Source organism: Streptomyces sp. CNQ329, from assembly GCF_000482585.1.
In genome coordinates this window covers 162,983-188,324 of sequence record NZ_AXVU01000008.1, presented here as the reverse complement: position 1 = coordinate 188,324, position 25,342 = coordinate 162,983, and the positions used below count along the sequence as shown (strand labels likewise).

Here is a 25,342-nt window from a genome sequence, read left to right as displayed (position 1 = left end):
CCCGGCCGCGGCCGGCCCGCTCACCTTCGGGCCGCCCAGCCGGCGTAGAAGATGCCGAGGCCCACGATCACGCACATGCCCTGGATGATCCAGAATCTGACCACCACCAGCACTTCGCTCCAGCCTTTCAGCTCGAAGTGGTGTTGGAGTGGCGCCATTCTGAAGACGCGTTTGCCGGTCATCCGGAACGACCCGACCTGGATCACCACCGACAGGGTGATGAGCACGAACAGGCCGCCGAGGATGGCGAGGAGCAGCTCGGTGCGGGAGGCGATGGCCAGGCCCGCGAGCGCGCCGCCCAGGGCCAGCGAGCCGGTGTCGCCCATGAAGATCTTCGCGGGCGAGGTGTTCCACCACAGGAAGCCGAAGCAGGCGCCCATCAGCGCGGAGGCGACGACGGCGAGGTCGAGCGGATCGCGTACGTCGTAACAGGCGGCCGGGTTGGTCAGGGTGTCGGCGTTGATGCAGGACTCCTGGTACTGCCAGACGCCGATGAAGACGTACGCGCCGAAGACCATCACCGAGGCGCCGGTGGCCAGGCCGTCCAGGCCGTCGGTGAGGTTCACGCCGTTCGACATCGCCAGGATCATGAACAGCGCCCAGATGACGAAGAGCACCGGGCCGATCGACCAGCCGAAGTCCTGGGTGAAGGAGAGCTTGGTGGACGCGGGCGTCAGCTCGCGGGCGTCCTCGAAGTTCAGTGACAGCACGGCGAAGGCGATACCGACCGTGAACTGGCCGAGCATCTTCGCCTTGGCCCGCAGGCCCAGACTGCGCTGCTTGACGATCTTGATGTAGTCGTCGAGGAAGCCGACCAGTCCCAGGCCGGCCATCAGGAAGAGCACCAGCAGCCCGGAGTACGTGGGCGAACTGCCGGTGGCGACCTTGGTGATCGCGTACGCGATGATCGTGGCGAGGATGAACGCGACGCCGCCCATCGTGGGCGTGCCCCGCTTGCTGTGGTGTGCCTGGGGGCCGTCGTCGCGGATGAACTGCCCGTAGCCCCGCCGGGCCAGGAGCTTGATCAGCAGTGGGGTGCCGATGAGGGAGAAGAAGAGCCCGAGGGCCCCGGAGAAGAGGATCTGCCTCATCTGGCGGCGCCCTCCTCAAGCAGCGCGTCCGCCACGCGCCACAGTGCCTCGGATCTGGACGCCTTGACGAGCACGACATCTCCCGGTCGCAGCTCGCCGCGCATCAGGTCGACCGCCGCGTCGACGTCGGACACGTGCACCGACTCCTCACCCCACGAACCCTCGTTCTTCGCGCCCATGTCCAGCCAGGCGGCCTCCTGCCGGCCCACTGCCACGAGCTTGCTGATGCCCAGGCGGACGGCCAGCCGCCCCACGCCGTCGTGCTCGGCCATGGCGTGGTCGCCGAGTTCGGCCATCGCGCCCAGCACGGCGAACGTCCGGCCCCCCGGCGCCGTGCCGCCCCGTCCCATGGCCGCGAGCGCGCGCAGCGCGGCCCGCGTGGACTCGGGGTTGGCGTTGTACGCGTCGTTGACGATCGTCACGCCGTCCGGCCGCCGCCTGACCTCCATACGCCGGCCGGACAGGGCCTCGGCGGCGGAGAGCGCCTCGGCGATCCGCGCCGGGGACATGCCCAGCTCGTACGCGACGGCGGCGGCGGCAAGCGCGTTCGACACGTGGTGCTCACCGTACAGCCGCATGATCACACCGGCGCTGCCGGCAGGCGTGTGCAGGGTGAATTCCGGCCGCCCGTCCTCGGTGAGACGGACGTCCCCGGCCCGTACGTCCGCCTCGGGCGCCTCGCCGTAGTAGACGATCCGTGCCCGGGTACGGGACGCCATCGCGCGGACGAAGGGGTCGTCGGCGTTGAGCACCGCGACCCCGCCGTCCGCCCCCGGCGGCAGCGCCTCGACCAGCTCGCCCTTGGCCTCGGCGATCTGCTCCCGGCCGCCGAACTCGCCGATGTGCGCGGTGCCGACGTTGAGGACGAGCCCGATGCGCGGCGGTGTCACCTCGGCCAGCTCCCGGATGTGGCCGAGGCCGCGCGCGCCCATCTCCAGCAGCAGGTACCGGGTGTCGGGGGCGGCCTGGAGGGCCGTGACGGGATGGCCGATCTCGTTGTTGAAGGACCCGTGGGTGTAGACCGTCGGGCCGAGCCGCTGGAGCAGTTGGGCGAGCAGGTCCTTGGTGGACGTCTTGCCCGAGGAACCGGTGAGCGCGATGAGCGCGGTGAGCGAGTCACCGAGGGCGGCGACGACGTGCGCGGCCAGCGCGCTGAGCGCCGGGGGCACGGAGCGGACCACGACGGTCGGCACGCCCTCGACGGGGCGGGTGCCGAGGACGCCGGTGGCGCCGGCGGCGACGGCGCGGGCGGCGTAGTCGTGCCCGTCGACGTGCTCGCCGGTGAACGCGGCGAAGAGGCTGCCGGGTTCCGCCTGCCGCGAGTCGATGACCACGGGACGGGTGACCAGCGCCTGCGGGTCGGCCGCGCCGTGCAGCTCGCCTCCGGTCAGCTCGGCGACCTCGGCGAGGCTGAGCGGAATCACCGTACGCCTCCGGCGGGTTCGGCGGGATCCGGCGGCGGCGGATCCGCGGGGCCGGCGGCCGGCCGCCCGCGGATCGCCCGGCGCAGCTCGTCGCGGTCGTCGAAGGGCCGTACGACGCCGGCGGTGTCCTGGCCCTGCTCGTGGCCCTTGCCGGCGATCAGCACCGTGTCGCCGGCGCCCGCGCGGGCCACCGCGATGCCGATGGCACCCGCCCGGTCGGCCTCGACCAGCACGTCGCCGCGCTCGTAGACCGGCACCTCGGCGGCGCCGGCGAGCATCGTGGCGAGGATGGCCAGGGGGTCCTCGGACCGGGGGTTGTCGGAGGTGAGCACCGCCGTGTCGGCGAGCCGGGCGGCGGCGGCGCCCATGGGGCCGCGCTTGTGCGGGTCGCGGTCGCCGCCGCAGCCGACGACGACGTGCAGCCGGTTCTCGGTGACCTTGCGCAGGGCGCGCAGCACGGACTCCAGCGCGTCGGGCTTGTGCGCGTAGTCGACGACGGCGAGGTAGCCCTGGCCCTCGTCGACCCGCTCCAGCCGGCCCGGCACCCCCGGCACGGCGGCCACACCGCCCGCGGCGGTGGCCGGGTCGACGCCGGCGGTGACGAGTGCGGCGATGGCGGCGAGGGTGTTGGAGACGTTGAACGTGCCGGGCAGCGGGGCCTCGGCGGGGATCGCCACACCGCCGGGCCCGACCGCGGTGAACGTGGAGCCGAGCACGCCGATCTCCACGTCCTCGGCGCGCCAGTCGGCGTCCGGGTGGCCCTCGGCGGAGTACGTGGTCACGGGGTAGCCGCCGGGCACCGCGGCCTCCCCGGCCAGGCGGGCGCCGTACTCGTCGTCGATGTTGACGACGCCGGCCCGCGACCTCGCCGGGGTGAAGAGCTGCGCCTTCGCCCGGAAGTAGTCCTCCATGTCGGTGTGGAAGTCCAGGTGCTCGGGGCTGAGATTGGTGAAGACGGCGACGTCGAAGAGGACGCCGTCGACCCGGCCGAGCACCAGCGCGTGGCTGGAGACCTCCATCGCCACCGACGCGACGCCGCGCTGCCGCATCACCGCGAAGAGCGCCTGCAGGTCCGTCGCCTCCGGCGTGGTCCGCTCCGACTTCAGCCGCTCGTCGCCGATGCGCGTCTCGACGGTGCCGATGAGACCGGTGAGCCCGGAGCCGGCCTTCTCGGCCGCGGCCCGCAGCCCGCCCTCGACGAGGTACGCCGTCGTGGTCTTGCCCGATGTACCGGTGACCCCGAGCTGCAGCAGGTCCCGCCCCGGCTCCCCGTAGACCGCGGCGGCCAGCTCCCCCATCCGGCCCCGGGGGTCGCCGACGACCAGCACCGGCAGCCCGGTGCCGGCGGCCCGCTCCATGCCGGCGGGGTCGGTGAGCACGGCGGCGGCACCGAGGTCGGCTGCCTGCGCGGCGAAGTCGGCGCCGTGCAGCCGGGCGCCGGGCAGCGCGGCGTAGATGTCGCCGGGGCGTACGGCGCGGGAGTCGTGGGTGATGCCGGTGACGACGACGCCCCCGGCCTCGCCGGTGACACCTGTGCCCAGCCGGTCGGCCAGATCCGTGAGCGGTACGGGGCCGACCTCGGCGGGGCGGGGCGCCCCCGGATGGCTCGCCGGGGCGCCCGACGCTTCCTGGTGGGACTGATCGGGGTGGGGCACGGCGGGCAGCGTACCGGGCCCGCCTGTCGCACCGCCAAGCCAGGGGGGCCGCGGTTCGCGGTTCCCCGGATCGTCCGTGATTGTGCTCACTGCGCAGGTCCGATCTTTCCGTTCTTATCCGCCGTCGGCCACGCCGCCGGCGTCCGTACCCCCGCCGCCGTCCCCGCTCGTGCCGGCGCCGAACGTGACGGGCATCGGCGGCGCCTCGACCCCCGTCGGCGGCACCTGGAGCGTCTTGAGCGCGAACTCCATGACCTTCTTGTACACGGGGCCGCAGATCTGACCGCCGAAGTAGCTGCCCTCGGTCGGGTTCTGGATCGCGCAGTACACGGTCACGCGCGGCGCGTCGGCGGGGGCGAAGCCCGCGAACGAGGCGGTGTAGCCGCTGTAGCGGCCGGTCTTCGGATCCACCCTGTTGGACGTGCCGGTCTTGCCGGCCACGCGATAGCCCGGGATACGGGCCTTCGCGCCGGTGCCCTGCTCGTCGTGGACGACGGACTCCAGCATCCGGGAGAGGGTCCTGGCCGTCTTCTCGCTGACGACGCGCCTCTGCTCCGGCTCGGGGGCCGGTGCGAAGCGGCCGTCGGGGCCGCGGCTGCCGCGGACGAGGGTGGGCTCGATCCGTACGCCGCCGTTGGCGACCGTCGAGTACACCGAGGCGGCCTGCATGGCGTTCACGGACAGGCCCTGGCCGAACGGGATCGTGTACTGCTGGGCCGCGTCCCACTCGGCCGGGGGCTTCAGCAGCCCCGGGGTCTCGCCCGCGACGCCCAGGCCGCTGCGCCGGCCGAGACCGAAGTCGCGGAGGTAGGAGTGCAGGACCTCGTTGGCCTGCCGCTGGTTCTCCCCCAGCTGCTCGACGGCGAGGATCGTGCCGATGTTGCTGGACTTGGCGAGCACCCCGTTGAGCGTCAGGTACCAGGTCGGGTGCTCGACGTCGTCGTGGAAGGCGTGGCCGCCGCGGGGCAGCACGTTCGGCACGGTCACGCGGGTCGCGGGGGTGGCGGCCTGTTCCTCCAGCACGGCGGCCATGGAGACGACCTTGTTGACGCTGCCGGGCTCGTAGACGTCCTCCAGGGCCGGGTTGCCGAGGGTGCCGGGGGCGGAGCCGGACAGGTCGTTGGGGTCGAAGCCGGGGGCGTTGGCCATGGCCAGGACCTCCCCGGTGCGGGTGTCCTGCACGATGACGTAGCCGCGGTCCGCGGCGGAGGCGTCGACCTGCTCCTCGATGGCGGTCTGCGCCGCCCACTGGATGTCGCGGTCGATGGTCAGCTCCAGGTCGGAGCCGGGCTCGGCCGGGTTCTCCTCGGCGTCCGCGGTGGGGATGCGGCGGCCGGCGGACTGGGCATAGACGAGCTTGCCGTCCTTGCCGGCGAGCAGCTTGTCGTGCTGCCGCTCGACGCCGCCGCCGCCCGTGCCCTCGGCGTTGACGAAGCCCAGTATCCCGGCGGCCAGATCGCCGTTCGGGTAGACGCGCTTCTTCCGCTCCTCCGCGAACACCCCGCCGAGCACGTCCTGCCGGCCGCCCGCCGCCTCGCGCTCGGCGGACTCGGCCTTGAGCTTCCTGATCTCGTCCCAGACCTGCGGGGTCTTCATCGACGCGAGCTTGACGTACCGCGAGTCGGGGGTGGCGAGCCTGGCCTCCAGCTTCTCCGCGTCCGCCCTGAGCACGGGCGCCAGCGCCTCGGCGGCCCGCCGGGGCGCGTCCTTGACGTCGGCCTGCTCGGGCGTGAAGAGGTACGGGTCGGCGGTGATGTCGTACGCGTCGACCGTGGTGGCAAGGTCGACGCCGTTGCGGTCCGTGATGACGCCGCGCTCGGCGCTGAGAGTCATCGGCACGTACCGGTTGACCTGGGCCTTCTTGGAGTACTCGCCGGCGTCCACGGCCTGGACCTGGAGCAGCCGGACGGTGAAGACCAGCAGCAGGAGGGTCAGGCCGACGCTGACGAGGCGCAGCCGGGGGCGGGGCGAGGCGAGCCGGATGCGGGGGCCGGCGGGGCGGCGGGCCGGGGTGGAGCGGGAGGACGCCCGGGCACGGGGCCCGGCGCCGCCGGCGCCGCCCGCGGGGCGGGGCACCCGGCGGCGCGCAGGGCCGTCGCCGTCGCCGGAGGAGCTGCCGGAGCCGCGGGCCGTCACGGTGCCTCCCCGGCGGCGGACGGCGGAGCCGTCCGCGGCTCACCCCTGACGCCGCCCTCCGGCGAGAGGAAGACCGGCGGCCCGCCCGGCACCATGCCCAGCTCCCTGGCCCGCTCCTCCAGCGCGTCCGGCGCGGAGCGCTCCTCGACCTCCCGGCGCAGCCGCTGCTCTTCGTCCGTCAGCCGCGTCGTGTCCTTCTTCAGGTTGCCGACGCGGAACGAGCCCTGGTTGACGGCCGCGTTGAACAGCAGCAGCCCGAGCAGGCCCGCGCCCAGCAGCACCACGACGAGCAGCACGAACGGCGTGCGCGCCGCCGAACTGCCGCCCAGCAGCCGGGCGCCGCCCTCGCGCGGGAACGCGATCCTCGGCCGTCTCACGGCGCACCCGCTCCGCTCCGGCTCACACGTCCTCCCGGATCCGTTCCGCCGCCCGCAGCCGCGCGGGGGCGGCCCTGCGGTTCTCGGCGATCTCCTCCTCGGCGGGCAGCTCCGCGCCGCGGGTGAGCAGCCGCAGCCGCGGCTGGAGGTGTTCCGGGACCACCGGCAGCCCCGGCGGCGCGGTGGACGAGGCGCCGGCGCCGAGCACCCGCTTGACCAGCCGGTCCTCCAGCGACTGGTACGCGAGCACGGCGATCCGGCCGCCGACGGCCAGCGCCGCGACGGCCGCGGGCACGGCCCGTTCGAGCACCGCCAGCTCGCCGTTGACCTCGATGCGCAGCGCCTGGAACGTACGCTTCGCGGGGTTGCCGCCGGTGCGCTTCGCGGCCTGCGGCAGCGCCTCGCGGATCACCTCGACCAGCCGCGCGCTGCGCGCGAACGGCTCCTTCTGCCGCTCCCGGACCACGGCCTCGACGATGCGGCGCGCCTGCTTCTCCTCGCCGTACGCGCGCAGGATCCGCACCAGCTCGCCGGGCGGGTAGGTGTTCAGCACCTCGGCGGCGCTCAGGCCGCGGGTCTGGTCCATCCGCATGTCCAGCGGCGCGTCCTGCGCGTAGGCGAAGCCGCGCCCGGCCTCGTCCAGTTGCATGGACGACACGCCCAGATCGAAGAGGATCCCCTGGACCCGGCCGATCTCCAGCTTGTCGAGCACGGCGGGCAGCTCGTCGTAGACCGCGTGCACGAGCGTCACCCGCCCGGTGTACGGGGCGAGCCGCTGCCCGGCCAGCTCCAGGGCCGCGGGGTCGCGGTCCAGCGCGACGAGCCGCAGCCCGGGGTGGGCGGCAAGCAGGGCCTCGCTGTGGCCGCCCAGGCCCAGCGTGCAGTCGACGGCCACCGCGCCGGGCGCGGAGAGCGCCGGGCTCAGCAGCTCGACGGTGCGGCGGAGCATGACGGGGACGTGGACAGCGGCGCGTGCGTCGTTCACGGTGCCGCCTCCTGTCCCGCCCGTTCACCGAAGGGGAGCGGCCGCTGCCGCCCCGCGTGGCGGGCCGACCGGGCCCGAGCGGGCCGCCGGCCGCGCGTGCGGCGGGCGAACCGCATGAAAGAGGGCGCCCCGGCTCCCACTTCGCGTCACTTTAGCCCACTGCACCCCCCGGTCAATCAAGTACCGAAGGCGCGCCCCGTCCCGGCCGCGTGCGCGCCCCGCGCGCATTGCTCCCTGTGGGCTACCTCACGCGGACCCGGCAACGGACCCCCGGCCCGGATACCGTCGTACTCATGACGCCCGCTGAGAGCATGTCATCCGGCAGGAACGCCCTCTCCCCCACCGTCACCGACCGGCTCGTGACCGCCAACCGCGGCTACGCGCGCCGCTTCGCGGACCCCGGCATGGACGCCAGTCCTGTGCTGCGGGTGGCGGTGGTGGCCTGTATGGACGCCCGGCTGGACCTGCACGCCGCGCTCGGCCTGGAGCTGGGCGACTGCCACACCATCCGCAACGCCGGGGGCGTGGTCACCGACGACACCATCCGCTCGCTGACCATCAGCCAGCGCGCCCTGGGCACCCGCAGCGTGGTGCTCATCCACCACACCGACTGCGGTCTGCTCCGCATCACCGAGGACTTCCGTTTCGAGCTGGAGGCCGAGGTCGGCCAGCGGCCTGCCTGGTCGGTCGAGTCCTTCCGGGACCTGGACCAGGACGTACGCCAGTCCATCCGCCGGGTGGAGACCTCCCCGTTCCTCCTGCACACCGACGACGTGCGAGGCTTCGTCTTCGACGTGCGCACGGGACTGCTCCGCGAGGTGTCCGCGGAGCAAATCACGGCGGGCGACTGACGAAACCCGCATTCGGCAGCAAGAATGCGGGTGTGGTGGCCGCGCCGGCACCGCTCCGCGACAACCGCGGCGGCGGCGCGCACGGGGCACCACGGTATCGGGGAGGGCCGGACCGCGACCGCGGCGCACGGCCCGTGCGACGGGCCGAGGAGGGCCGGTGACGACGTATGACGAGCGAGCGAGCCTCAGCGATCTGACACGTACCGCGGACGATGTCCGGCGGTCGGTGGAGAGCGTGATCGAGGGCAAGCCCGAGGCGGTCAGGCTGTCGCTGACCGTCCTGCTCGCCGAGGGCCACCTCTTGATCGAGGACGTGCCGGGCGTCGGGAAGACCATGCTCGCCAAGGCGCTGGCGAAGTCGGTCGACTGCTCGGTGCGCCGCATCCAGTTCACACCCGACCTGCTGCCCTCCGACATCACCGGCGTGAGCGTCTACGACCAGCAGAGCCGGGACTTCGAGTTCAAGCCCGGTGCGATCTTCGCCCAGATCGTCATCGGCGACGAGATCAACCGGGCCTCCCCCAAGACCCAGTCGGCGCTGCTGGAGTCGATGGAGGAGCGCCAGGTGACCATCGACACGCAGACGTACGAGCTGCCCAGCCCGTTCATGGTGGTCGCCACGCAGAACCCCATCGAGATGGAGGGCACGTACCCGCTGCCGGAGGCCCAGCGCGACCGCTTCATGGCCCGGCTGTCCATCGGCTACCCCAGCGCGGAGGCGGAGCTGGAGATGCTGGACGTGCACGGCGGGATCTCCCCGCTGGGCGACCTGCAGCCGGTCGCGCACGCCCACGACATCGGCAAGCTGATCGACGCGGTGCGTACGGTGCACGTCGCGGACTCCGTCCGGCGCTACGCGGTCGACCTGGTGACCTCCACCCGGCAGCACCCGGAGCTGCGCCTCGGCGCATCGCCGCGGGCCACGCTGCACCTGCTGCGGGCGGCGAAGGCAGCCGCGGCACTGGCCGGGCGGGAGTTCACGCTGCCCGACGACGTGCAGGCACTGGCCGTGCACGTGCTCGCGCACCGGCTGCTGCCCACGGCGCAGGCCCAGCTCAACCGGCGGACGGCCGAGCAGATCGTCGCCGAGATCCTGCAGCAGGTGCCGGTGCCCGCCGCCGACATGCAGCGGCCGCCGCAGATGCCGCCCGCGTACGGCGGCGGCGCGCACGGCCCGGACGGCCGGCGGTTCTGATGTCCGGCCCGCCGCCGCCCGCCCCCGCCGTGCCGCCCGCGGACCCGGACGCCGCGGCGGGCGGGCTGCGTACGGCCCTGGCCGGCACCACCACGCGCGGTCGCTCGTTCCTCGCCGCCGGTCTCGCGGCCGCCGCGTGCAGCTACATACTGGGCCAGCCCGACCTGCTGCGGGTGGGACTCCTGCTGGCCGCGCTGCCGCTGGTGTGCGCCGCCGTGCTGCACCGCACGCGCTACCGCGTCGGCGGCAGCCGCAGACTGTCGCCCGCCCGGGTGCCCGCGGGCTCCGAGGCCCGGGTGCACCTGCGCCTGGAGAACGTCTCCCGGCTGCCGACCGGGCTGCTGATGCTCCAGGACCGGCTGCCGTACGTGCTGGGCCCCCGGCCCCGCTTCGTCCTGGACCGGGTGGAGCCGGGCGGCAGGCGCGAGGTGACCTACCGGGTCCGCTCCGACCTGCGCGGACGCTACCCGCTGGGCCCGCTGCAACTACGGCTCTCGGATCCGTTCGGCATGTGCGAGATGACCCGCTCCTTCAGCGCGTACGACACCCTGACCGTCGTGCCGCGCACCGAGGCGCTGGCCCCGGTGCGGCTGGCCGGCGAGGCCACCGGGTACGGCGACGGCCGGCACCGCACCCTTGCGCTGGCCGGCGAGGACGACGTCATCCCCCGCGGCTACCGGCACGGCGACGACCTGCGCCGGGTGCACTGGCGCTCCACCGCGAAGTACGGCGAGCTGATGGTCCGCCGCGAGGAGCAGCCGCAGCGCGCCGGCTGCACGGTGCTGCTGGACACCCGGCGCGACGCCTACACCGGCTCCGGCCCCGACTCGCCCTTCGAGTGGGCCGTCTCCGGCGCCGCCTCCGTCGCGCTGCACATGCTGGAGCGCGGCTACACGGTGCGGCTGCTGACCGACGGCGGCGAGCTGGGCGCCGGCGTCGACGGGGCGCTGAACTCCCGCGGCGGCGAGTCGGCCGACGCGGCGGGGATACTCCTGGACACCCTCGCCGTCATCGACCACTCCGAGCGGGACACGGTCTCGGCCGCGTACGACGTGCTGCGCGGCGGGCACGAAGGGTTGCTCGTGGCTTTCTTCGGCGAGCTGGACGACGAGCAGGCCGCGCTCGCCGCGCGGATGCGGCAGCGGACGGCGGCGGGGGTGGCGTTCGTGACGGACGCCGCGGCCTGGGAGCCGGGGCCCGGCCCGTACGGCGGCGGCCCGGCGCGCGGCGCGGAGGGCGCCGGGCGGGCGCGGCAGCTCCGCGAGGCGGGCTGGACGGTGCTGTCCGTACGGCCCGGGACGACGATGGGCGACCTGTGGCGGGAGGCGGGCAACCAGGCCGGCCGGCTCGCCGCGGCGGCACGCGGAGGCGAGAGCTGAGATGAGCGGACGGGCCCGGCTCACGGTCTGCGCGGCGGCGGCATCCCTGCTGGCCGCCACCGCGCTGCTGCCGCTGACCGACACGATGACCTGGTTCTTCAAGGCGGTCTTCATCGTCGTCGTGATCGGCGGCGTCGGCATGGCCGCCCGCCGTATCCCGCTGGCGAGGCCGCTGACCGTGCTCGCGCAGACCGCGGTCACGGTGCTGCTGCTGACCATGTTCTTCGCCGGCGGCCGGGCGGCGGCCGGGGTGCTTCCGGGTCCGGCGGCGATAGAGGAGTTCCGGCAGCTTTTCCAGGAGGGCGGCGACGACGTCTCGCGCTACTCCATCCCGGCGCCGGTCACCGACGGCATAGAGCTGATGCTGCTCTCCGGCATCGCCGGGGTGGCGCTGCTGGTGGACGCGGTGGCGGTCACGTTCCGCAGCGCGGCGCCCGCCGGGCTGCCGCTGCTCGCGCTGTACTCCGTCGCGGCCGGGCTCAACCAGGGCGGGAGCTGGCTGACGTTCCTGCTCGCGGGCAGCGGGTACCTGCTGCTGCTGCTCGCCGAGGGCCGGGACCGGCTCGCCCAGTGGGGCCGGATGTTCGGCGGCGGCCGGTCCGTGGGCGCACCCGGCCCCGGCGACCCGGGCGGCGGGGGGCCGGTGGCCCCGGTGCGTACGGGCCGGCGGATCGGCGCGGTGGCGCTGGGCTTCGCGCTGGTCGTCCCCGCGGTGCTGCCGTCGCTGGACGGCGGGCTGCTGGACGGGAAGACCACCGGACCCGGCCAGGGCCCCGGCGGCGGCACGGTCACCGCGATCAACCCCGTGGTGCGGCTGCAGCAGAGCCTGAACCAGCCGGAGAACCGCGAGGTGTTCCGCTACCGCGCCGAGGACGGCGCGCAGAACCAGGCGCTGTACATGCGCTTCGTCGCCCTCGACCGGTTCGACGGCACCTCCTGGCAGCCCTCGCGGCGCAGCATCGAGGACATCCCGGACCCGCTGCCCACCCCGCAGGGCTACTCGAACAGCCAGGTCAGATCCGCGCCCGTCACGCTGAACGTGCGGGCGGACGACGACTTCCGGCAGCAGTGGCTGCCGATGCCGTATCCCGCGTACCAGGTGCGCATAGGCGACGACTGGCGCTTCGAGCCGGAGGGCCGGTCCGTCGTCGGCGACGGCGGCACCACCACCGGGGGCGCCGAGTACCAGGTCACCAGCCTGATCATGGCGCCCACCGCGCGCCAGTTGGCGACCGCGCCCCCGCCGGACCCGTCGCTGAGCGAGGAGTACACGCAGGTGCCCGACTCGCTGCCGGACGAAGTCCGGCGGCAGGCGCAGGAGATCACCCGCGGCTCGGCGAACGACTACGAGCGGGCGCTCGCGCTGCAGGACTACTTCACCACCAACTTCGTCTACGACACGGAGACCGACCTCGACGCCTCGGACCCCGAGGCGATCCTCAGGTTCCTGGAGAACAAGCAGGGCTTCTGCGTCCACTTCTCCTTCACGATGGCGGCGATGGCGCGGACGCTCGGCATCCCCGCCCGCGTCGCGGTCGGCTTCGTGCCGGGCACCGCGCAGAGCGACGGGTCGATGTCGGTGGGGCTGCAGGACGCCCACGCCTGGCCCGAGTTGTACTTCGAGGGCGCCGGCTGGACGCGCTTCGAGCCCACGCCGACGCGCGGCACGCTGCCCGACTACACCATGGAGGACAGCCCGAACGGCGGCGGCGACCCCGCGGACGAGCTGCCGGACCGCGGCGACTCCGCGACGCCGACGCCGTCCCCCTCGGCGTCGGACGACGACTGTCCGGCGGCGCTGCGGCGCGAGGGCGGCTGCGAGGACGACGACGCGGCGGCCGGCGGGGCCGCGGGCCGGGACGGTGGCGGACCACCGGCGGCGGGCATCGCGGCGGGGGCGGCCGGGGTGCTGCTGCTCCTGCTGCTGCCGTCGCTGCCCGGCGTGTGGCGCGTACGGGAACGGGGCAGACGGCTGCGTCCGGGCGCGGGGCCGCTGGCCGCATGGCGCGAACTGATCGACTCCGCCTGGGACTTCGGGCTGCCGCCCGACGAGTCCCAGACGCCGCGGACGACGGCGGCGGCGGTCATCCGGTTCGGCGCTCTGGACGGCGCGGCGGCCCAGTCGGCGCTGCGGGTGGCCGGGGCGGTGGAGCAGACGCTCTACGCACGGCACCCGCGGCAGGTCGACGGGCTGGCGGAGGACGTACGGAGAGTGCGGGCGGCCCTGGGCCGCGGCGCGGGAGCGGGCGCGCGGCTGCGTGCGGCGGTGGCGCCGCGCTCGTCGGCGCGGCTGCTGTGGGCGCTCTCGGCGCGCTGGGCGGCGGTGACGGGGCGCTGGCGCGGGGCGGTACGCCGCGCGGGCACGGCGCTGCGGCCGTCGCGGCAGCGGGCGTAGGCGGGCAGGAAAGACGGTCCGGAACGGCCCCGGCGCGCGAAGGGCGCGACGGGGCCGTTCGGGTGACGGGTGGTGGAGCGGTGACTGTACGGAACCGGGAGCCGGGTACCGGGTAGCGGTACCGGCACCGGGCCGGGTAACGGGAATGACACGCTCCGCGGGGAGCGGTCGCCGGGGCACCGCAGGTGCCCGGATGACGGGCGGACCGCCGGGGCGAAAGGGGTACCGCGTGCTGAGAGCTCCCACGGGCCGGGCCCGGGGAGCTCTGCACGGTGAGGGACCTGGTGGCCTAGCGCCCCTCGTCGCGGCGGCGCTGCCACCGCTCTTCGATCCTGTTCATCATGGAACGGCGCTGCCGGGGCCTGCGCCGCTGCTGACCGCCCTGAGGGGCCGCGGCGTCACCCGGCTGCTGTTGCTGTTCTCCCGGGTTCGCAGTTCTGCGCCAACCGGTGACGGCGAGCACCGCACATCCCAGCATGACGAGGAAGCCCACCACGCTGACCCAGATCTGCTGCGCAACCATACCGGCCATCAGGAGCGCGATACCCACCAGGAAACCGGCTACCGCCTGGTACACCCGACGGCGGGTGTACGTGCGCAGCCTGCTTCCCTCAAGCGCTGTCGCAAACTTGGGATCTTCTGCGTACAGCGCTCGCTCCATCTGCTCGAGCATGCGCTGCTCGTGCTCCGAGAGCGGCACGGAGTCCTCCTACTCGTCGGTCGCTTGGGGGCGACCGGGATGCGGCACCTCCAGGATAGGCAGGTACGCGCCCCCGTGAAACCCGCCTCTCTGCGCCAAATCCGCCGATCCGCGGCGCGGATCCGGGCCTGCCCGCCGTAGCAGGCCCTGACTCAGATCATACGGCGCGCCGGGGCCGAACGGGTGGCCTGTGGCCTACTGCACCTTTGCCCGCGCGGGGCACGGTTATCACTTCCGGCCGCCCAGAACATGAAGCTGTGCCGCCACATGCTGGAACGCCGGGGACTCCGCCGCCGCCCGCTCCAGTTCCAGCAGCGCGTCGAGCGCGCCCGGCTCGGACTCGGCCAGGCCGTCCGAGACGAGATCGGAGAAGGTCCGCACGCCCTGCACGGCCTGTACCTCCACGCCGGCGGCGGCGACCAGCCGGGTCAGCTCCTCGGGGGTGAACCGGCGGGGCACCGGGTCCGCCTCGCCCCAGCGGCCGTCTCCGCCCGTGAGCGCCCGGTGGGCGGAGGAGAAGTGCCCGGCGAGCGCGCGGGCCAGCACGGCGCCGCCGAGGCCCGCCGCCAGCACGCTGAGGAGGCCGCCGGGCCGCAGCGCCGCGACGGCGTTGGCGAGGCCCGCGGCGGGGTCGTCGACGTACTCCAGGACGCCGTGGCAGAGCACGACGTCGTACGCGCCGGGCTCGGCGACGTCGAAGAGGGCGTGGATGTCGCCCTGTACGCCCCGCACCCGGTCGGCGACGCCGGCCTCGGCGGCACGGCGCTGCAGCCCGAAGAGCGAGTTCGGGCTGGGGTCGACGACCGTCACGCGGTGCCCGAGCCGGGCCGCGGGCACGGCGAAGCCGCCGGTGCCGCCGCCGGTGTCGAGCACGTCGAGCGCCCGGCCGCCGGCCCCGGCGTCCGCACCGGCCGGACCGCCCGCGCCGGTGGCCCCGTGGCGGGCCAGGGCCTCCTCCAGCGCCTCCCAGACGACGGCGGCACGCAACGAGGCCCGCGGCAGGTGGTCGTGCGGTGTCGGACGGGGCATGGAGCGCTCCTCGAAGATCGGGCGTGGCCCAGCTTAGAGGCTGCGCCTCCGCCCTCACGCCCCGCCGGACAGCGCCGCACGCGCGAAGCCCGCCGTCGGCTCAGCGCGGCTCCGGGCCCGGTTGCGGACGTATCAGCGGCTGGACGACGAGCATCCGCTCGACGATGCGCGTGAACATGCCCGCAGCGCGCAGGAGATCGGACGCCTCCTGCTCGTCCACCGCGTCCCTGATGCCCGCCTCCGCGCGGGCGCGCAACCGGGCGCCGGCGGCGAACATCGCGCTCCACTCGGCGAGTTCGGGCGCGACTTCCGGCAACACCTCCCACGCGCTGCGGATGCGCTGCCGGCGCCGCGGCGACGGCTCGGGGCGCCCGCGCACCGCGAGCACCGCCGCGGCGGTGCGCAGCGCGGCGAGGTGGGCGAGGGAGTAGCGCTCGTTCGCCGTCTCCATCTCCGCGGCCTCCGCCAGACCGGCGTGGGCTTGCGCGAGGAGCTCCAGCGCCGCCTTGGGCGCACTGCCCGGGCGCAGGACGGGGTGGACATCACTCGGTGGGGCGTAAGCCGGCTCGGCTGCCATGGCTTGCCTCCTGTCGGCGTCAGTCCTTCAGTCGTTCGTTCGTATGTGCCCATCGTGGCGCACCCCACTGACAATCGACCTGAACTGCCCCGCTACCTGCGACGATGCCCGCGACCGCACCCTCCGCGGCAATTGCGCCGACAGATGCCGCCCCGGGGTGGAACGCCGCCCCCGCCGGCGCACGCCCACCCGCGGGACCGGGCGCTGCCCCGGCGCGGAGCGATCCCCCGTCGCTCCACCGCCGGGGCAGCTTCCCCCCTTCCCCCGTTCCCCCCTCGTGGGCCGGCACCGGGGTTCCGGTCCGCCGCCCCGTGTCGGCGGCCCGTGGCCCGTACTGCGTCCGTCCCACGTCCCACACTTTGCCGTTTGTGCAGGTCGTGGCCTACCCGCGCGCATACTCAAGCACGCGTCTGAGTACGGGTACTCAGAGCTGAGTACGCGCCCCCAGCCACCGGCCTCCCACCCGCGGGCCCGCGCGGGACGCGGGATAAGGTCCGGGCCATGGCAGAGATCGCGGTAATCGGGGCGGGCATGGGCGCCATGGCCGCCTCCGCACGGCTGGCCCTCGCGGGCCACCGGGTGACGGTCCACGAGCGCTCCGGCACCCACGGCGGGGGCGTACGGCGGCTGGAGCGCGACGGCTTCGGCTTCGACACCGGCCCCGGGGTGCTCCACCTCCCCGCCGTCTACCGCGACCTGTTCCTCAAGACCGGCCGCCGGAAGCTGGAGAAGTGCGTGGAACTCGTGCCGGTGGACCCGGCCGAGCGGCACGTCTTCCCGGACGGCACCACCGCCACCCTGCCGAACGCCTCCCGCGCGGGCCTCGTCACGGCCCTCGACGCCGCCGCGGGGCCGGGCGCGGGCGAGGCGTGGACCGCCCTGCTCGACCGGGGCCGCCGGGTCTGGGAGGCCGCGCGCCGCCCGCTCGTCGAGGAGCCCCTGCCCGCCGACGCGAGCGCGCTGGCCGCCGACTTCTATCCCGCCGCCCCGCCGCCCGCCGGGCGCGGGCTGCTGCGCCGGCTGCGCGGCCCGCGCCGGCCCGCCCCGCCCGCCACCGTGGCCGCGGTCGGCGCGGACGAGCTGGGTCCGTACCCCGCGCTGGGGACGATGCTCGCGCAGCACGCCCTGGCCTACGGGTTCGACCCGCGCCGCGCGCCCGCGGGCGTGGCGATGCTGCCGTACGTGCAGGAGACCTTCGGCACCTGGTACGTGCGCGGGGGCATGCGGGCGCTGGCGGACGCGCTGTACGAGCGCTGTCTGGAGCGCGGGATCGAGTTCGCGTTCGGCACGGAGGTGACCGGCGTCCGGGTGGGCGCGGACGGCCGGGCGGCGGGCCTCGAACTGGCCGGCGGCGGGCGGGTGGACGCCGACGCGGTGATCGCCGGGGTGCCGCGGGCCCGGCTGGCGGAGCTGGCGCCCGGCGCGGACGAGGACGACGCGCCGCCGGCGCGGCCCGTGCCCGCGCGGATGACCGTGTGCCTGGCGCTGCGCGGCGCCCGCGACGGCGACGCCGTGCACCGCACCGTCGTACACGCGCCGGACGCGGCGCGCGAACTGGCCTGGATCTTCGACGGGCGGCCCGGGGCCGACGTGACCCCCACCGTCACCGTCCTGCGCCCCGACGACCCCGCTCAGCGCCCGGAGGGCGCACACGAGGCCCTGACGCTCACCGCCGTCGTCCCGGCCGGGGCGTGGACGGCGGAGGGCGGTCAGAAGGCCGCGGAGGCCTTCGCGGACCGGATGGTGGCGGCGGCCGGGCGTGCGGTGCCGGGGCTCGCGGAGCGGGTGCTGTGGCGCGAGGTGCGTACGCCCGCGGACATCGCCGCGGAGACGGGTGCTCCGGGCGGCGCGGTGCCGGGGCCCGCCCTGGCCGGCGCCGGGGGCGCGTACCTGGCACGGGCGAACGCCACGGCCGTGCCGGGTCTCTATGCGGTCGGCGGCTGGTCGCACCCGGGCGGCGGGCCGGCGCACGCGGGGATGTCGGGGGCCCTGGTCGCGGGGCTGATCATGGAGGGCGCGGACTTCCGCGGCTCCCGCTGACGCTTCACCGGGGCGCGGTGGCCGCCGGGGGCGGCGGGGTCAGTAGCGGTACTGCTGCTCGTAGCCCGGGTAATTCTGCTGCTGGGCGTACGGGTCCTCGGTGCCCAGCGGGTCCGCGTCGCGCTGCTGCGGCATCCAGACGCCGTCCGCCGGCGTCCCGTAGTTCTCCTGGCCGTACGCCGGCTGCCGGCCGGTGTCGTAGCCCTCGGGGTACTGCGCGTACTGCTGCTGGTCGTAGCCCGGGTAGCCGGCGCCCCCCGTGTCGTACGGCTGCGGGCCGCCCTGCGTGGAGTCGTAGTACGGCGGCGGGGCCGGAGCGGCGTACTCCGTGCCGCTGTAGGGGTCCGCGTAGCCGGCGGGGGCGGGGGCGGCGGCGTCGTATCCGGCGTACTGGTGCTCGGTGCCGTAGCCGCCGCCGTCCGGATATATCTGCTGGTCCTGCCCGTAGCCGTTCATCCCGGCGCCGTTCGTGGCGTAGCCCCCGGCCTCGTAACCCGAGGTGGTCGCGTGGCTGCCGGTGTCATAGGCGGAGGTGGTGGCGTGGGTGCCGGTGTCGTACGCGGAGGTGGTGGCGTAGCTGCCGGAGTCGTAGGCGGAGGTCGTGGGGTAGCTGCCGGAGTCGTACGCGGACGTGGTCGCGTAGCTGCCGGAGTCGTAGCCTTTGCCGTACGAGTCGTAGCCGTCCGCGTATGCCTGCTGGGCGGGGGCGGCGCCCGCGAACGCCTCCTCGCCGCCGAACGGCGAGAACTGGCTGGTCTGCTCCTGCGCGGCGGGGACGGGCGGCGCGTGCTCCGGCTCGTACGGCGGGTAGGGGGCCCCGCGCTCCGCGGGCGGCGCCTGGCGGGCGTCGTACGCCCCCTCGTCGTACCCGTCGCCGTCTTCCTCGCCCTCCCCGCGCTTGTTCATCGCCCAGCCGTCGGAGAAACCGCTGCGATAGGAGAGCGTGACCTTGGTCTGTCCCAGCGCGAACACCACGACGCCCACGCCGATGACGGCCACCGAGGGCATGAGCACGCCGAGTACCACGCACAGGAAGCCGACGAAGGCCAGCGCGCGCCAGCGCAGCGGGGCCTTGTACTGCATCAGCACTTCCCAGAGCAGCCACAGCGCGACAAGCCCGAACATGGCATAGAGGGCCAACCAGGCCAAGTCGCCCATCACGTGCCTCTCTTCCGCCCCCGCTTGGTGGTGCCTTCCCTCAGGACCGCCGGTGCAGTCCGAGGTTCTGGTATATCTCCAGCGTTGCCGTGGAGTGGTTCAGCGTAATGAAGTGCAGTCCGGGGATCCCCTCGGACATCAGCCGCTCGCACATGTCCGTGGCGTACTCGATGCCAATGGAGCGTACCGCGGCCCGGTCGTCCTCGACCGCGAGAACCCGATCCGCGAGCTCCGGCGGGAACGTGGCCCCGCTCAGCTCGGCGAACCGCTGGATCTGCCGGGCGTTGGTGACCGGCATGATCTCCGGGATGATCGGCGTCGAGCAGCCGGCGGCGGCCACCCGGTCGCGCAGCCGCAGGTAGTCGTCGACGTGGAAGAACATCTGGGTGATCGCGTAGTCCGCGCCCGCACGGCACTTGTCGACGAAGTGCCGGATGTCGGTGTCCCAGTCCGTGGACCGCGGATGCCGCTCGGGGAAGGCCGCGACGCCGACGCAGAAGTCGCCCGACTCCTTGATCAGCCGGACCAGGTCCGCGGCGTAGGCCACCCCCTGCGGGTGCGCGACCCACTCCCCCATCGGGTCGCCGGGGGGGTCGCCTCGGACGGCGAGCATGTTACGGATGCCCGCGCCCGCGTACTGGCCGATGACGTTGCGGAGTTCGGCGACGGAATGGTCGACCGCGGTGAGGTGCGCCACGGGCGTGAGCGTGGTGTCGGTGGCGATGCGCTCGGTGGCACGGACCGTTCCCTCGCGGGACGAGCCGCCGGCGCCGTACGTCACGGAGACGAACGTCGGCTGTACGGCCTCGATGCGCCGCACGGCGTTCCAGAGGGTCCGCTCGCCTTTCTCGGTTTTCGGGGCGGCGAACTCGAACGAAAACGACTGCTTGCCGGACGCGAGCAGTTCACGAACAGTGACTGCGCGATCATTCCTGGTCGAAGCGATGCCAGTGGCCATACGGGGCAGGTTAACCGCCGGTCACCTCCGGGCCCAAGACGGCGACTGGAGGCCCGGCACAGGACACGGCGCCGGGAAGCGGTCCGGCGACTACCGGACGTCACCGTTCCGGGCCGCCCGCAGCCGCCGCACGAACTCCCCCGCCGCAGCTCCGGGGTCCTCCGCCGCCGTGAGCGCGCGGACGACGACGACGCGGCGGGCGCCCGCCGCCAGGACCTCGTCGAGATTTCCGAGGTCGATTCCGCCGATGGCGAACCACGGCCGGTCGGTGCCGAGCCCCGCCGCGTACCGGACGAGGCCGAGGCCGGCCGCGGGCCGCCCCGCCTTGGTGGGGGTGGGCCAGCAGGGGCCGGTGCAGAAGTAGTCGACGCCCGGCTCCTGGGCCGCGGCGCGGGTCTCCGCCTCGGCGTGGGTGGAGCGGCCGATCAGCGCGTCGCCGGGCGCGTCGCCGAGTATGGCGCGGGCGGCCGGCACGGGCAGGTCGCCCTGGCCCAGGTGCAGGACGTCGGCACCGGCGGCGTGGGCCACGTCGGCGCGGTCGTTGACCGCGAGCAGCCGGCCGTGCCGGCGGCAGGCGTCGGCGAAGACCTCCAGGTGCGCCAGCTCCTCGCGCGCCTCCATGCCCTTCTCGCGCAGTTGGACGATGTCCACGCCGGCGGCCAGCACGGCGTCGAGGAACTCGGGCAGGTCGCCCTGGCGGGTCCGCGCATCGGTGCACAGATAGAGCTGTGCGGCGCCGAGCCGTGCGCGGGCGTCCCCGCCGGCACGGGCGGTGTCTCCGGCCGTCATGCGACGCTCCCCCCTCGTACGGTCGCGGGGCCGGACCCGCGCGTGCGGCGCCCGGCCCCGCGAGGTTACACAGCCAGCGCCTGCGCCCTGCGCTTGACCTCCGTCCCGCGGTTCTCGCGCAGCGCCTGCGCGGGAGTCCCCGGGAGCGAGGGGTCGGGAGTGAACAGCCACTCCAGCGCCTCGGCGTCGCTGAAGCCGTCGTCCTTGAGCAGCGTCAGAGTGCCGGTGAGGCCCTTGACGACCTTCCCCTCGCCGATGAACTCGGCGGGCACCTGCAGCGTGTTGTTCTCACCCCGCCGCACCGCGATCAACTGGCCTTCCTTGACCAACTGCCGCACGCGGGTCACCTCGACGCCGAGCATCTCCGCGACGTCGGGAAGGGTGAGCCAGGAGGGGACGAGAGCATCGATCTTCGCATCAAACTCGGTCACACCCCCAGCCTGCCATCTCGGGCCGCCCGTCGGTACAGGGCAGCGCCAAAAGATGGCAAACCACCGCGAAACATCCACGGATCCGCGGGCGCGGCGCGGTCCCGGGCGCGCCCGGGGTGTCAGAGCGCGGCCGATTTCAGCGGTACGGCCGGGTCGGCGGCGCGGTCGCGGTCGAGGGCGGCGCCGGCGTGGATCAGCTTGCGCCCCTGGGTGAGGTCCCGCGGCCGGCCGACGGCCAGCAGCGCGATGAGCCGCCCCGAGCGCAGCCAGCACGCCGACCACGACGCCCCGTGCGGATCGCCGCGCCACAGCAGCTCGTCGTCGCCCGTGTGGTGGCCGGCGTACTGCACGAAGCGCCCGAACTGCTCGGACCAGAAGTACGGCACCGGGTCGTACACCCCGCCCGGCGCCCCCGCGATGTCCGCCGCGACGGTCGCCGGGCCCTGCAGGGCGTTGTCCCAGTGGTGGATCAGCAGCCGCTCGCCGTAGCGCGCGGACGGGAACGAGGCGCAGTCGCCCACCGCCCAGACGCCGGGCACGTTCGTACGCAGCCGCTCGTCGGCCCGCACCGCGCCGTCCCCGTCCAGCTCGACGCCGGAGCGGGCGAGCCATTCGGTGGCGGGGCGGGCGCCGATGCCGACGACGACGGCGTCGGCGGTCAGCTCCGTCCCGTCGTCCAGGACCACCGCGACCGGGCCGCCCTCGCCCGCGCTCTCGACGCGCTCCACCCGGCGGCCCGTCAGCAGCCGGGCGCCGCTCTCCTCGTACCACCCGGCCATGGGCGCCGCGACCCGCGCGGGAAACGCCGCCGCCAGCGGATGCCGGGCCGCCTCCACGACCGTCACCTCGCAGCCCTGCTCGCGCGCCGCGGTGGTCAGCTCCGCGCCGATCCAGCCCGCGCCGACCACCAGGATCCGGCTGCGCCGCACGAGCGCCGCGCGCAGCCGCGCCGCGTCGTCCAGGGTGCGCAGCAGGTGCACGCCGGGCGTGTCGCCGGCCGGGGCGCCGGGCAGCGGAACGGGCGCCGCGCCGGTGGCCAGGACCAGCTTCTCGTACGGCACGGGCCCGGCGTCCGTCTCCAGCAGCCGGCCCGCGGTGTCCAGCCGGTCGGCGTGCAGCCCCAGCCGCAGCCCGATGCCGTACTCCGCGAAGTCGATCTCGAACGCCGAGCCCTCCGCCTTGCCGAGCAGCACCGCCTTCGACAGCGGCGGCCGGTCGTAGGGATCGTGCGGCTCCGCGCCGACGAGGGTGACGGCGCCCGCGTACCCCTGCTCGCGCAGCGCGACGGCGGTCTGCACACCGGCCATGCCGGCGCCGACGATGACGGTGCCGGTGCCGGCCGGACGGGCGGTGGAGTCCGCGGCGGGGCCGCGGCCCGGTTCTGCGTCGGTCACACGATCACTGTATGCCGCATCTGTTCGCCGCCCCGCGCGCCGGGCCCACGCGCGAGGCTCCCTTACAGCCGCCGGGCGTACGGAGTTAGGGTGGCCCGGAAGAACTCGCGGGAGCCCGGCGCACCGGGCTGAGAGGGGGGCTGGCGGCCCCCGACCGTACGAACCTGATCCGGGTCATGCCGGCGAAGGGAGGGGCACCGCGCCCATGCGGCCACGCGACACATCCCCGACGGAAGCACCGACGCAACCGCCGACACAAGCACCGACAGAAGCACCGGCAGAAGCAGGGCCAGAACCCGCGGCGGCACCCACGGCGGGCCCAACCGGCGCACCACGCCGGGCGGATGACACGTACGACGTCCTCGTCGTGGGCGGAGGCGTCATCGGCCTGGTCACCGCGTGGCAGGCGGCCCGCCGCGGCCTGGCCACCGCGGTCGCCGACCCCGCTCCCGGCGGCGGCGCCGCCCAGGTCGCGGCCGGGATGCTCGCCGCGGTCACCGAACTGCACTACGGCGAGGAAGCGCTGCTGGCGCTCAACCTGGCCTCCGCGGAGCGCTATCCGGCGTTCGCGGCCGAACTCACGGAGGCGTCGGGCCGGGACATCGGCTACCGCCGCTGCGGCGCACTGTCCGTCGCGCTCGACGCGGACGACCGCGCCCAACTGCGCGAACTGCACGGCTTCCAGCAGCGGCTGGGGCTGGAAACCGCGTGGCTGAGCGGCAGCGAGTGCCGCCGGCTGGAGCCGATGCTCGCGCCCGGGATACGCGGCGGGCTGCGCGTCGACGGCGACCACCAGACGGACCCGCGGCTGCTGACCGCGGCACTGGTCACCGCCTGCGAGCGGGCCGGGGTCGCCTTCCACCGCAGCCTCGCGGCACGGCTCCGCGTGGCTGGGGACGCCGCGGGCCCGGACGGGCGGGCGGCAGGCGCGGAGCTGGCGGACGGCACGCGGATCGACGCCGGGCAGACGGTGCTGGCCGCCGGCAGCCGCAGCGGCCGGCTGGCGGGGGTGCCGGAGGCGGTACGGCCGCCGGTGCGGCCGGTGAAGGGGCAGGTCCTGCGGCTGCGGATGCCCCGCACCGGGGCGCCGTTTCTCTCCCGTACGGTACGGGCCGTGGTCCGCGGCAGCAGCGTGTACCTGGTGCCGCGGACCAGCGGCGAGCTGGTCATCGGTGCCACCAGCGAGGAGCTGGGCTGGGACACCACCGTCACCGCCGGCGGCGTGTACGAGCTGCTGCGCGACGCGCACGAGCTGCTGCCCGGGCTCACGGAGCTGCCGCTCGTCGAGACCGGCGCCGGGCTGCGCCCCGGCTCCCCCGACAACGCGCCGCTGCTGGGCCCCACCGCCCTGGCGGGGCTGCACCTGGCCACCGGCCACCACCGCAACGGGGTGCTCCTCACCCCGGTCACCGGCGACGCGCTCGCCGCCGTGCTCACCGGCGGAGAACTCCCCGAGGTGGCCCGCCCGTTCGCGGCCACCCGGTTCGGCCGCACCCACCGGCAGCACGAAGGGCACCAGCCATGACCGAGGACGCCACACCGGCCCGTACCCGGGCCCGCACCGAGACCCGGAGCGACGCCCGGACCGACTCACCGACCGTCACCGTGAACGGCACCCCCCGCGAGATCACCGCCGGCCTCACCCTCGACGTCCTCGTCAGGGACGTCACCGCCGCCCCCAGCGGCGTCGCCGCCGCGGTCAACGAGGACGTCGTGCCGCGCGGAAGCTGGCCCACCACCACCCTCGGCGACGGCGACCGCGTCGAGATCCTCACCGCGGTCCAGGGAGGCTGACCCACCATGACCCAAACCGCCACCGTCACCGGCACCGCAGACGCCCCGGACGCGCCGGGCACCGCAGCCGCGGAGCAGGCCGCCGACCCCCTCACCCTCGCCGGCGTCCGCTTCTCCTCCCGCCTCATCATGGGCACCGGCGGCGCGAGCAGCCTGGAGATCATGGAGCGTGCCCTCCTCGCCTCCGGAACCGAGCTGACCACCGTCGCGATGCGCCGCGTCGACCCCGGCGTGCAGGGCTCCGTGCTCGACGTGCTGCGCCGCCACGGAATCCGCGTGCTGCCGAACACCGCCGGCTGCCACACCGCGGGCGAGGCCGTCCTCACCGCCCGGCTCGCCCGCGAGGCGCTCGGCACGGACTGGGTGAAGCTGGAGGTCATCGCCGACGAGCGCACCCTGCTGCCCGACCCCGTCGAGCTGCTGGCCGCCGCCGAGACGCTCGTCGACGACGGCTTCACCGTGCTCCCGTACACCAACGACGACCCCGTGCTCGCCCGCAGGCTGGAGGACGCCGGCTGCGCCGCCGTGATGCCGCTGGGCTCCCCCATCGGCTCCGGGCTCGGCATCCGCAATCCGCACAACTTCCAGCTCATCACCGAGGCCGCCGGAGTGCCCGTCATCCTCGACGCCGGCGCCGGCACCGCCTCCGACGCCGCGCAGGCGATGGAGCTGGGCTGCGACGCGGTGATGCTGGCGTCCGCGGTGACGCGGGCGCAGGAGCCGGAGCTGATGGCGGCGGCGATGCGGCACGCGATCACCGCGGGCCGGCTCGCCGCGCGCGCGGGGCGCATCCCGCGCCGGCACTTCGCGCGCGCGTCGTCCCCGTCCGCCGGCGTGGCGGAGCTGGGCCCGGAGCCGGACCCGGAGCGGCCCGCGTTCGCGTGAACTCCCGGATCCGGTAGCGGCACCGGCACCCCGCGGGGATCGGCACGCCATCGGGAACGTACTGCAGCACAACGGTGACGGGAACGCGTCGCTCACCTC

General features: G+C 74.8%; 21 protein-coding genes, 1 pseudogene and 1 riboswitch. Of the genes and pseudogenes, 8 read left to right on the top strand and 14 right to left on the bottom strand.

Going from position 1 to position 25,342, the window contains the following annotated elements; translation table 11 throughout:
- Positions 1-20: 20 nt before the first annotated feature.
- The 6 genes and pseudogenes from mraY to rsmH all read right to left on the bottom strand — a co-directional run bounded on the left by mraY (position 21) and on the right by rsmH (position 7,632).
- Entirely contained in the window at positions 21-1,091 is a 1,071-nt protein-coding gene (gene mraY / locus I003_RS0107975) for a phospho-N-acetylmuramoyl-pentapeptide-transferase (RefSeq protein ID WP_027771044.1), read from the bottom strand.
- The gene (locus tag I003_RS0107970; RefSeq protein WP_027771043.1) at positions 1,088-2,515 is read right to left on the bottom strand and encodes a UDP-N-acetylmuramoyl-tripeptide--D-alanyl-D-alanine ligase; all 1,428 of its coding nucleotides are present in this window, start codon (positions 2,513-2,515) and stop codon (positions 1,088-1,090) included. The genes mraY and I003_RS0107970 overlap by 4 nt, the downstream gene beginning before the upstream one ends.
- A complete protein-coding gene (locus I003_RS0107965; protein WP_051368135.1) occupies positions 2,512-4,260 on the bottom strand; it encodes a UDP-N-acetylmuramoyl-L-alanyl-D-glutamate--2,6-diaminopimelate ligase in 1,749 nt (582 codons plus the stop codon). The genes I003_RS0107970 and I003_RS0107965 overlap by 4 nt, the downstream gene beginning before the upstream one ends.
- Before the next feature lie 24 nt (positions 4,261-4,284).
- On the bottom strand, positions 4,285-6,306 hold the full coding sequence (locus I003_RS0107960; RefSeq protein ID WP_027771041.1) for a peptidoglycan D,D-transpeptidase FtsI family protein: 2,022 nt from the start codon (positions 6,304-6,306) through the stop codon (positions 4,285-4,287).
- Between the two features lie 19 nt (positions 6,307-6,325).
- Positions 6,326-6,683 (bottom strand): annotated as a pseudogene (gene ftsL, locus I003_RS31710) (cell division protein FtsL); the annotation flags it as partial.
- 22 nt (positions 6,684-6,705) lie between these two features.
- Positions 6,706-7,632, bottom strand: coding sequence for a 16S rRNA (cytosine(1402)-N(4))-methyltransferase RsmH (gene rsmH, locus I003_RS0107950; protein WP_486584134.1), 927 nt, complete (start codon positions 7,630-7,632; stop codon positions 6,706-6,708).
- A 329-nt stretch (positions 7,633-7,961) separates the two neighbouring features.
- On the opposite strand from rsmH, the gene I003_RS0107945 reads away from it, so the two are divergent.
- The 4 genes from I003_RS0107945 (at position 7,962) to I003_RS0107930 (ending at position 13,488) form a co-directional block, all read left to right on the top strand.
- Positions 7,962-8,519: a beta-class carbonic anhydrase gene (locus tag I003_RS0107945; RefSeq protein WP_027771039.1), complete on the top strand. Its 558-nt coding sequence runs from the start codon at positions 7,962-7,964 to the stop codon at positions 8,517-8,519.
- A 157-nt stretch (positions 8,520-8,676) separates the two neighbouring features.
- Positions 8,677-9,714, top strand: a complete 1,038-nt coding sequence (locus I003_RS0107940; RefSeq protein ID WP_027771038.1) for an AAA family ATPase — start codon at positions 8,677-8,679, stop codon at positions 9,712-9,714.
- On the top strand, positions 9,714-11,093 hold the full coding sequence (locus I003_RS0107935; protein ID WP_037720342.1) for a DUF58 domain-containing protein: 1,380 nt from the start codon (positions 9,714-9,716) through the stop codon (positions 11,091-11,093). Before I003_RS0107940 ends, I003_RS0107935 begins: the two co-directional genes overlap by 1 nt.
- Before the next feature lies 1 nt (position 11,094).
- The gene (locus I003_RS0107930) at positions 11,095-13,488 is read left to right on the top strand and encodes a transglutaminase TgpA family protein (protein ID WP_027771036.1); all 2,394 of its coding nucleotides are present in this window, start codon (positions 11,095-11,097) and stop codon (positions 13,486-13,488) included.
- 289 nt (positions 13,489-13,777) lie between these two features.
- Here the strand turns inward: I003_RS0107930 and I003_RS0107925 are convergent, their stop codons facing one another.
- From I003_RS0107925 to I003_RS31705, 3 genes are all read right to left on the bottom strand, one after another.
- On the bottom strand, positions 13,778-14,188 hold the full coding sequence (locus I003_RS0107925; protein ID WP_027771035.1) for a DUF3040 domain-containing protein: 411 nt from the start codon (positions 14,186-14,188) through the stop codon (positions 13,778-13,780).
- Between the two features lie 228 nt (positions 14,189-14,416).
- The gene (locus I003_RS0107920; protein ID WP_027771034.1) at positions 14,417-15,217 is read right to left on the bottom strand and encodes a methyltransferase; all 801 of its coding nucleotides are present in this window, start codon (positions 15,215-15,217) and stop codon (positions 14,417-14,419) included.
- A 100-nt stretch (positions 15,218-15,317) separates the two neighbouring features.
- The gene (locus I003_RS31705; RefSeq protein ID WP_037720340.1) at positions 15,318-15,794 is read right to left on the bottom strand and encodes an SAV_6107 family HEPN domain-containing protein; all 477 of its coding nucleotides are present in this window, start codon (positions 15,792-15,794) and stop codon (positions 15,318-15,320) included.
- 501 nt (positions 15,795-16,295) lie between these two features.
- Between I003_RS31705 and I003_RS0107910 the strand changes: the two genes are divergently transcribed.
- Complete coding sequence (locus I003_RS0107910; RefSeq protein ID WP_027771032.1) at positions 16,296-17,834, top strand: phytoene desaturase family protein; 1,539 nt, start codon at positions 16,296-16,298, stop codon at positions 17,832-17,834.
- 39 nt (positions 17,835-17,873) lie between these two features.
- On the opposite strand, the gene I003_RS0107905 is transcribed toward I003_RS0107910, so the two are convergent.
- The 5 genes from I003_RS0107905 to I003_RS0107885 form a co-directional block, all read right to left on the bottom strand.
- A complete protein-coding gene (locus I003_RS0107905; protein ID WP_027771031.1) occupies positions 17,874-18,992 on the bottom strand; it encodes a hypothetical protein in 1,119 nt (372 codons plus the stop codon).
- Between the two features lie 40 nt (positions 18,993-19,032).
- Positions 19,033-19,950 carry a methylenetetrahydrofolate reductase [NAD(P)H] gene (gene metF, locus I003_RS0107900; protein WP_037720338.1) on the bottom strand — a complete coding sequence of 306 codons (918 nt, stop codon included), beginning with the start codon at positions 19,948-19,950 and terminating at the stop codon, positions 19,033-19,035.
- A gap of 90 nt (positions 19,951-20,040) precedes the next feature.
- Positions 20,041-20,739 carry a thiamine phosphate synthase gene (gene thiE, locus I003_RS0107895; protein ID WP_027771029.1) on the bottom strand — a complete coding sequence of 233 codons (699 nt, stop codon included), beginning with the start codon at positions 20,737-20,739 and terminating at the stop codon, positions 20,041-20,043.
- Positions 20,740-20,804: 65 nt separating this feature from the next.
- Positions 20,805-21,170, bottom strand: coding sequence for an Rv2175c family DNA-binding protein (locus I003_RS0107890; protein WP_027771028.1), 366 nt, complete (start codon positions 21,168-21,170; stop codon positions 20,805-20,807).
- Between the two features lie 119 nt (positions 21,171-21,289).
- On the bottom strand, positions 21,290-22,477 hold the full coding sequence (locus I003_RS0107885) for an FAD-dependent oxidoreductase (RefSeq protein ID WP_027771027.1): 1,188 nt from the start codon (positions 22,475-22,477) through the stop codon (positions 21,290-21,292).
- A gap of 184 nt (positions 22,478-22,661) precedes the next feature.
- Positions 22,662-22,772, top strand: a riboswitch (TPP riboswitch).
- Between I003_RS0107885 and thiO the strand changes: the two genes are divergently transcribed.
- From thiO to I003_RS0107870, 3 genes are all read left to right on the top strand, one after another.
- Positions 22,770-24,089 (top strand): glycine oxidase ThiO, encoded by a 1,320-nt coding sequence (gene thiO / locus I003_RS0107880; RefSeq protein WP_027771026.1) that lies wholly within the window; start codon positions 22,770-22,772, stop codon positions 24,087-24,089. (Overlaps the previous riboswitch by 3 nt.)
- Complete coding sequence (gene thiS / locus I003_RS0107875) at positions 24,086-24,358, top strand: sulfur carrier protein ThiS (RefSeq protein ID WP_078563810.1); 273 nt, start codon at positions 24,086-24,088, stop codon at positions 24,356-24,358. Before thiO ends, thiS begins: the two co-directional genes overlap by 4 nt.
- Positions 24,359-24,364: 6 nt before the next feature.
- Positions 24,365-25,243, top strand: a complete 879-nt coding sequence (locus I003_RS0107870; protein WP_027771024.1) for a thiazole synthase — start codon at positions 24,365-24,367, stop codon at positions 25,241-25,243.
- The last annotated feature ends 99 nt before the right edge of the window (positions 25,244-25,342 follow it).

Bases quoted from the DNA above. Each gene is read 5' to 3' on its own strand.
- I003_RS0107945 (WP_027771039.1), top strand. From the start codon at position 7,962: ATGACGCCCGCTGAGAGCATGTCATCCGGCAGGAACGCCCTCTCCCCC.
- mraY (WP_027771044.1), bottom strand. From the start codon at position 1,091: ATGAGGCAGATCCTCTTCTCCGGGGCCCTCGGGCTCTTCTTCTCCCTC.
- I003_RS0107930 (WP_027771036.1), top strand. From the start codon at position 11,095: ATGAGCGGACGGGCCCGGCTCACGGTCTGCGCGGCGGCGGCATCCCTG.
- rsmH (WP_486584134.1), bottom strand. From the start codon at position 7,632: ATGCTCCGCCGCACCGTCGAGCTGCTGAGCCCGGCGCTCTCCGCGCCC.
- I003_RS0107885 (WP_027771027.1), bottom strand. From the start codon at position 22,477: ATGGCCGGTGTGCAGACCGCCGTCGCGCTGCGCGAGCAGGGGTACGCG.
- thiO (WP_027771026.1), top strand. From the start codon at position 22,770: ATGCGGCCACGCGACACATCCCCGACGGAAGCACCGACGCAACCGCCG.
- I003_RS31705 (WP_037720340.1), bottom strand. From the start codon at position 15,794: ATGGCAGCCGAGCCGGCTTACGCCCCACCGAGTGATGTCCACCCCGTC.
- I003_RS0107920 (WP_027771034.1), bottom strand. From the start codon at position 15,217: ATGCCCCGTCCGACACCGCACGACCACCTGCCGCGGGCCTCGTTGCGT.
- I003_RS0107870 (WP_027771024.1), top strand. From the start codon at position 24,365: ATGACCCAAACCGCCACCGTCACCGGCACCGCAGACGCCCCGGACGCG.
- I003_RS0107935 (WP_037720342.1), top strand. From the start codon at position 9,714: ATGTCCGGCCCGCCGCCGCCCGCCCCCGCCGTGCCGCCCGCGGACCCG.
- I003_RS0107910 (WP_027771032.1), top strand. From the start codon at position 16,296: ATGGCAGAGATCGCGGTAATCGGGGCGGGCATGGGCGCCATGGCCGCC.
- thiE (WP_027771029.1), bottom strand. From the start codon at position 20,739: ATGACGGCCGGAGACACCGCCCGTGCCGGCGGGGACGCCCGCGCACGG.
- I003_RS0107905 (WP_027771031.1), bottom strand. From the start codon at position 18,992: ATGGGCGACTTGGCCTGGTTGGCCCTCTATGCCATGTTCGGGCTTGTC.
- thiS (WP_078563810.1), top strand. From the start codon at position 24,086: ATGACCGAGGACGCCACACCGGCCCGTACCCGGGCCCGCACCGAGACC.
- metF (WP_037720338.1), bottom strand. From the start codon at position 19,950: ATGGCCACTGGCATCGCTTCGACCAGGAATGATCGCGCAGTCACTGTT.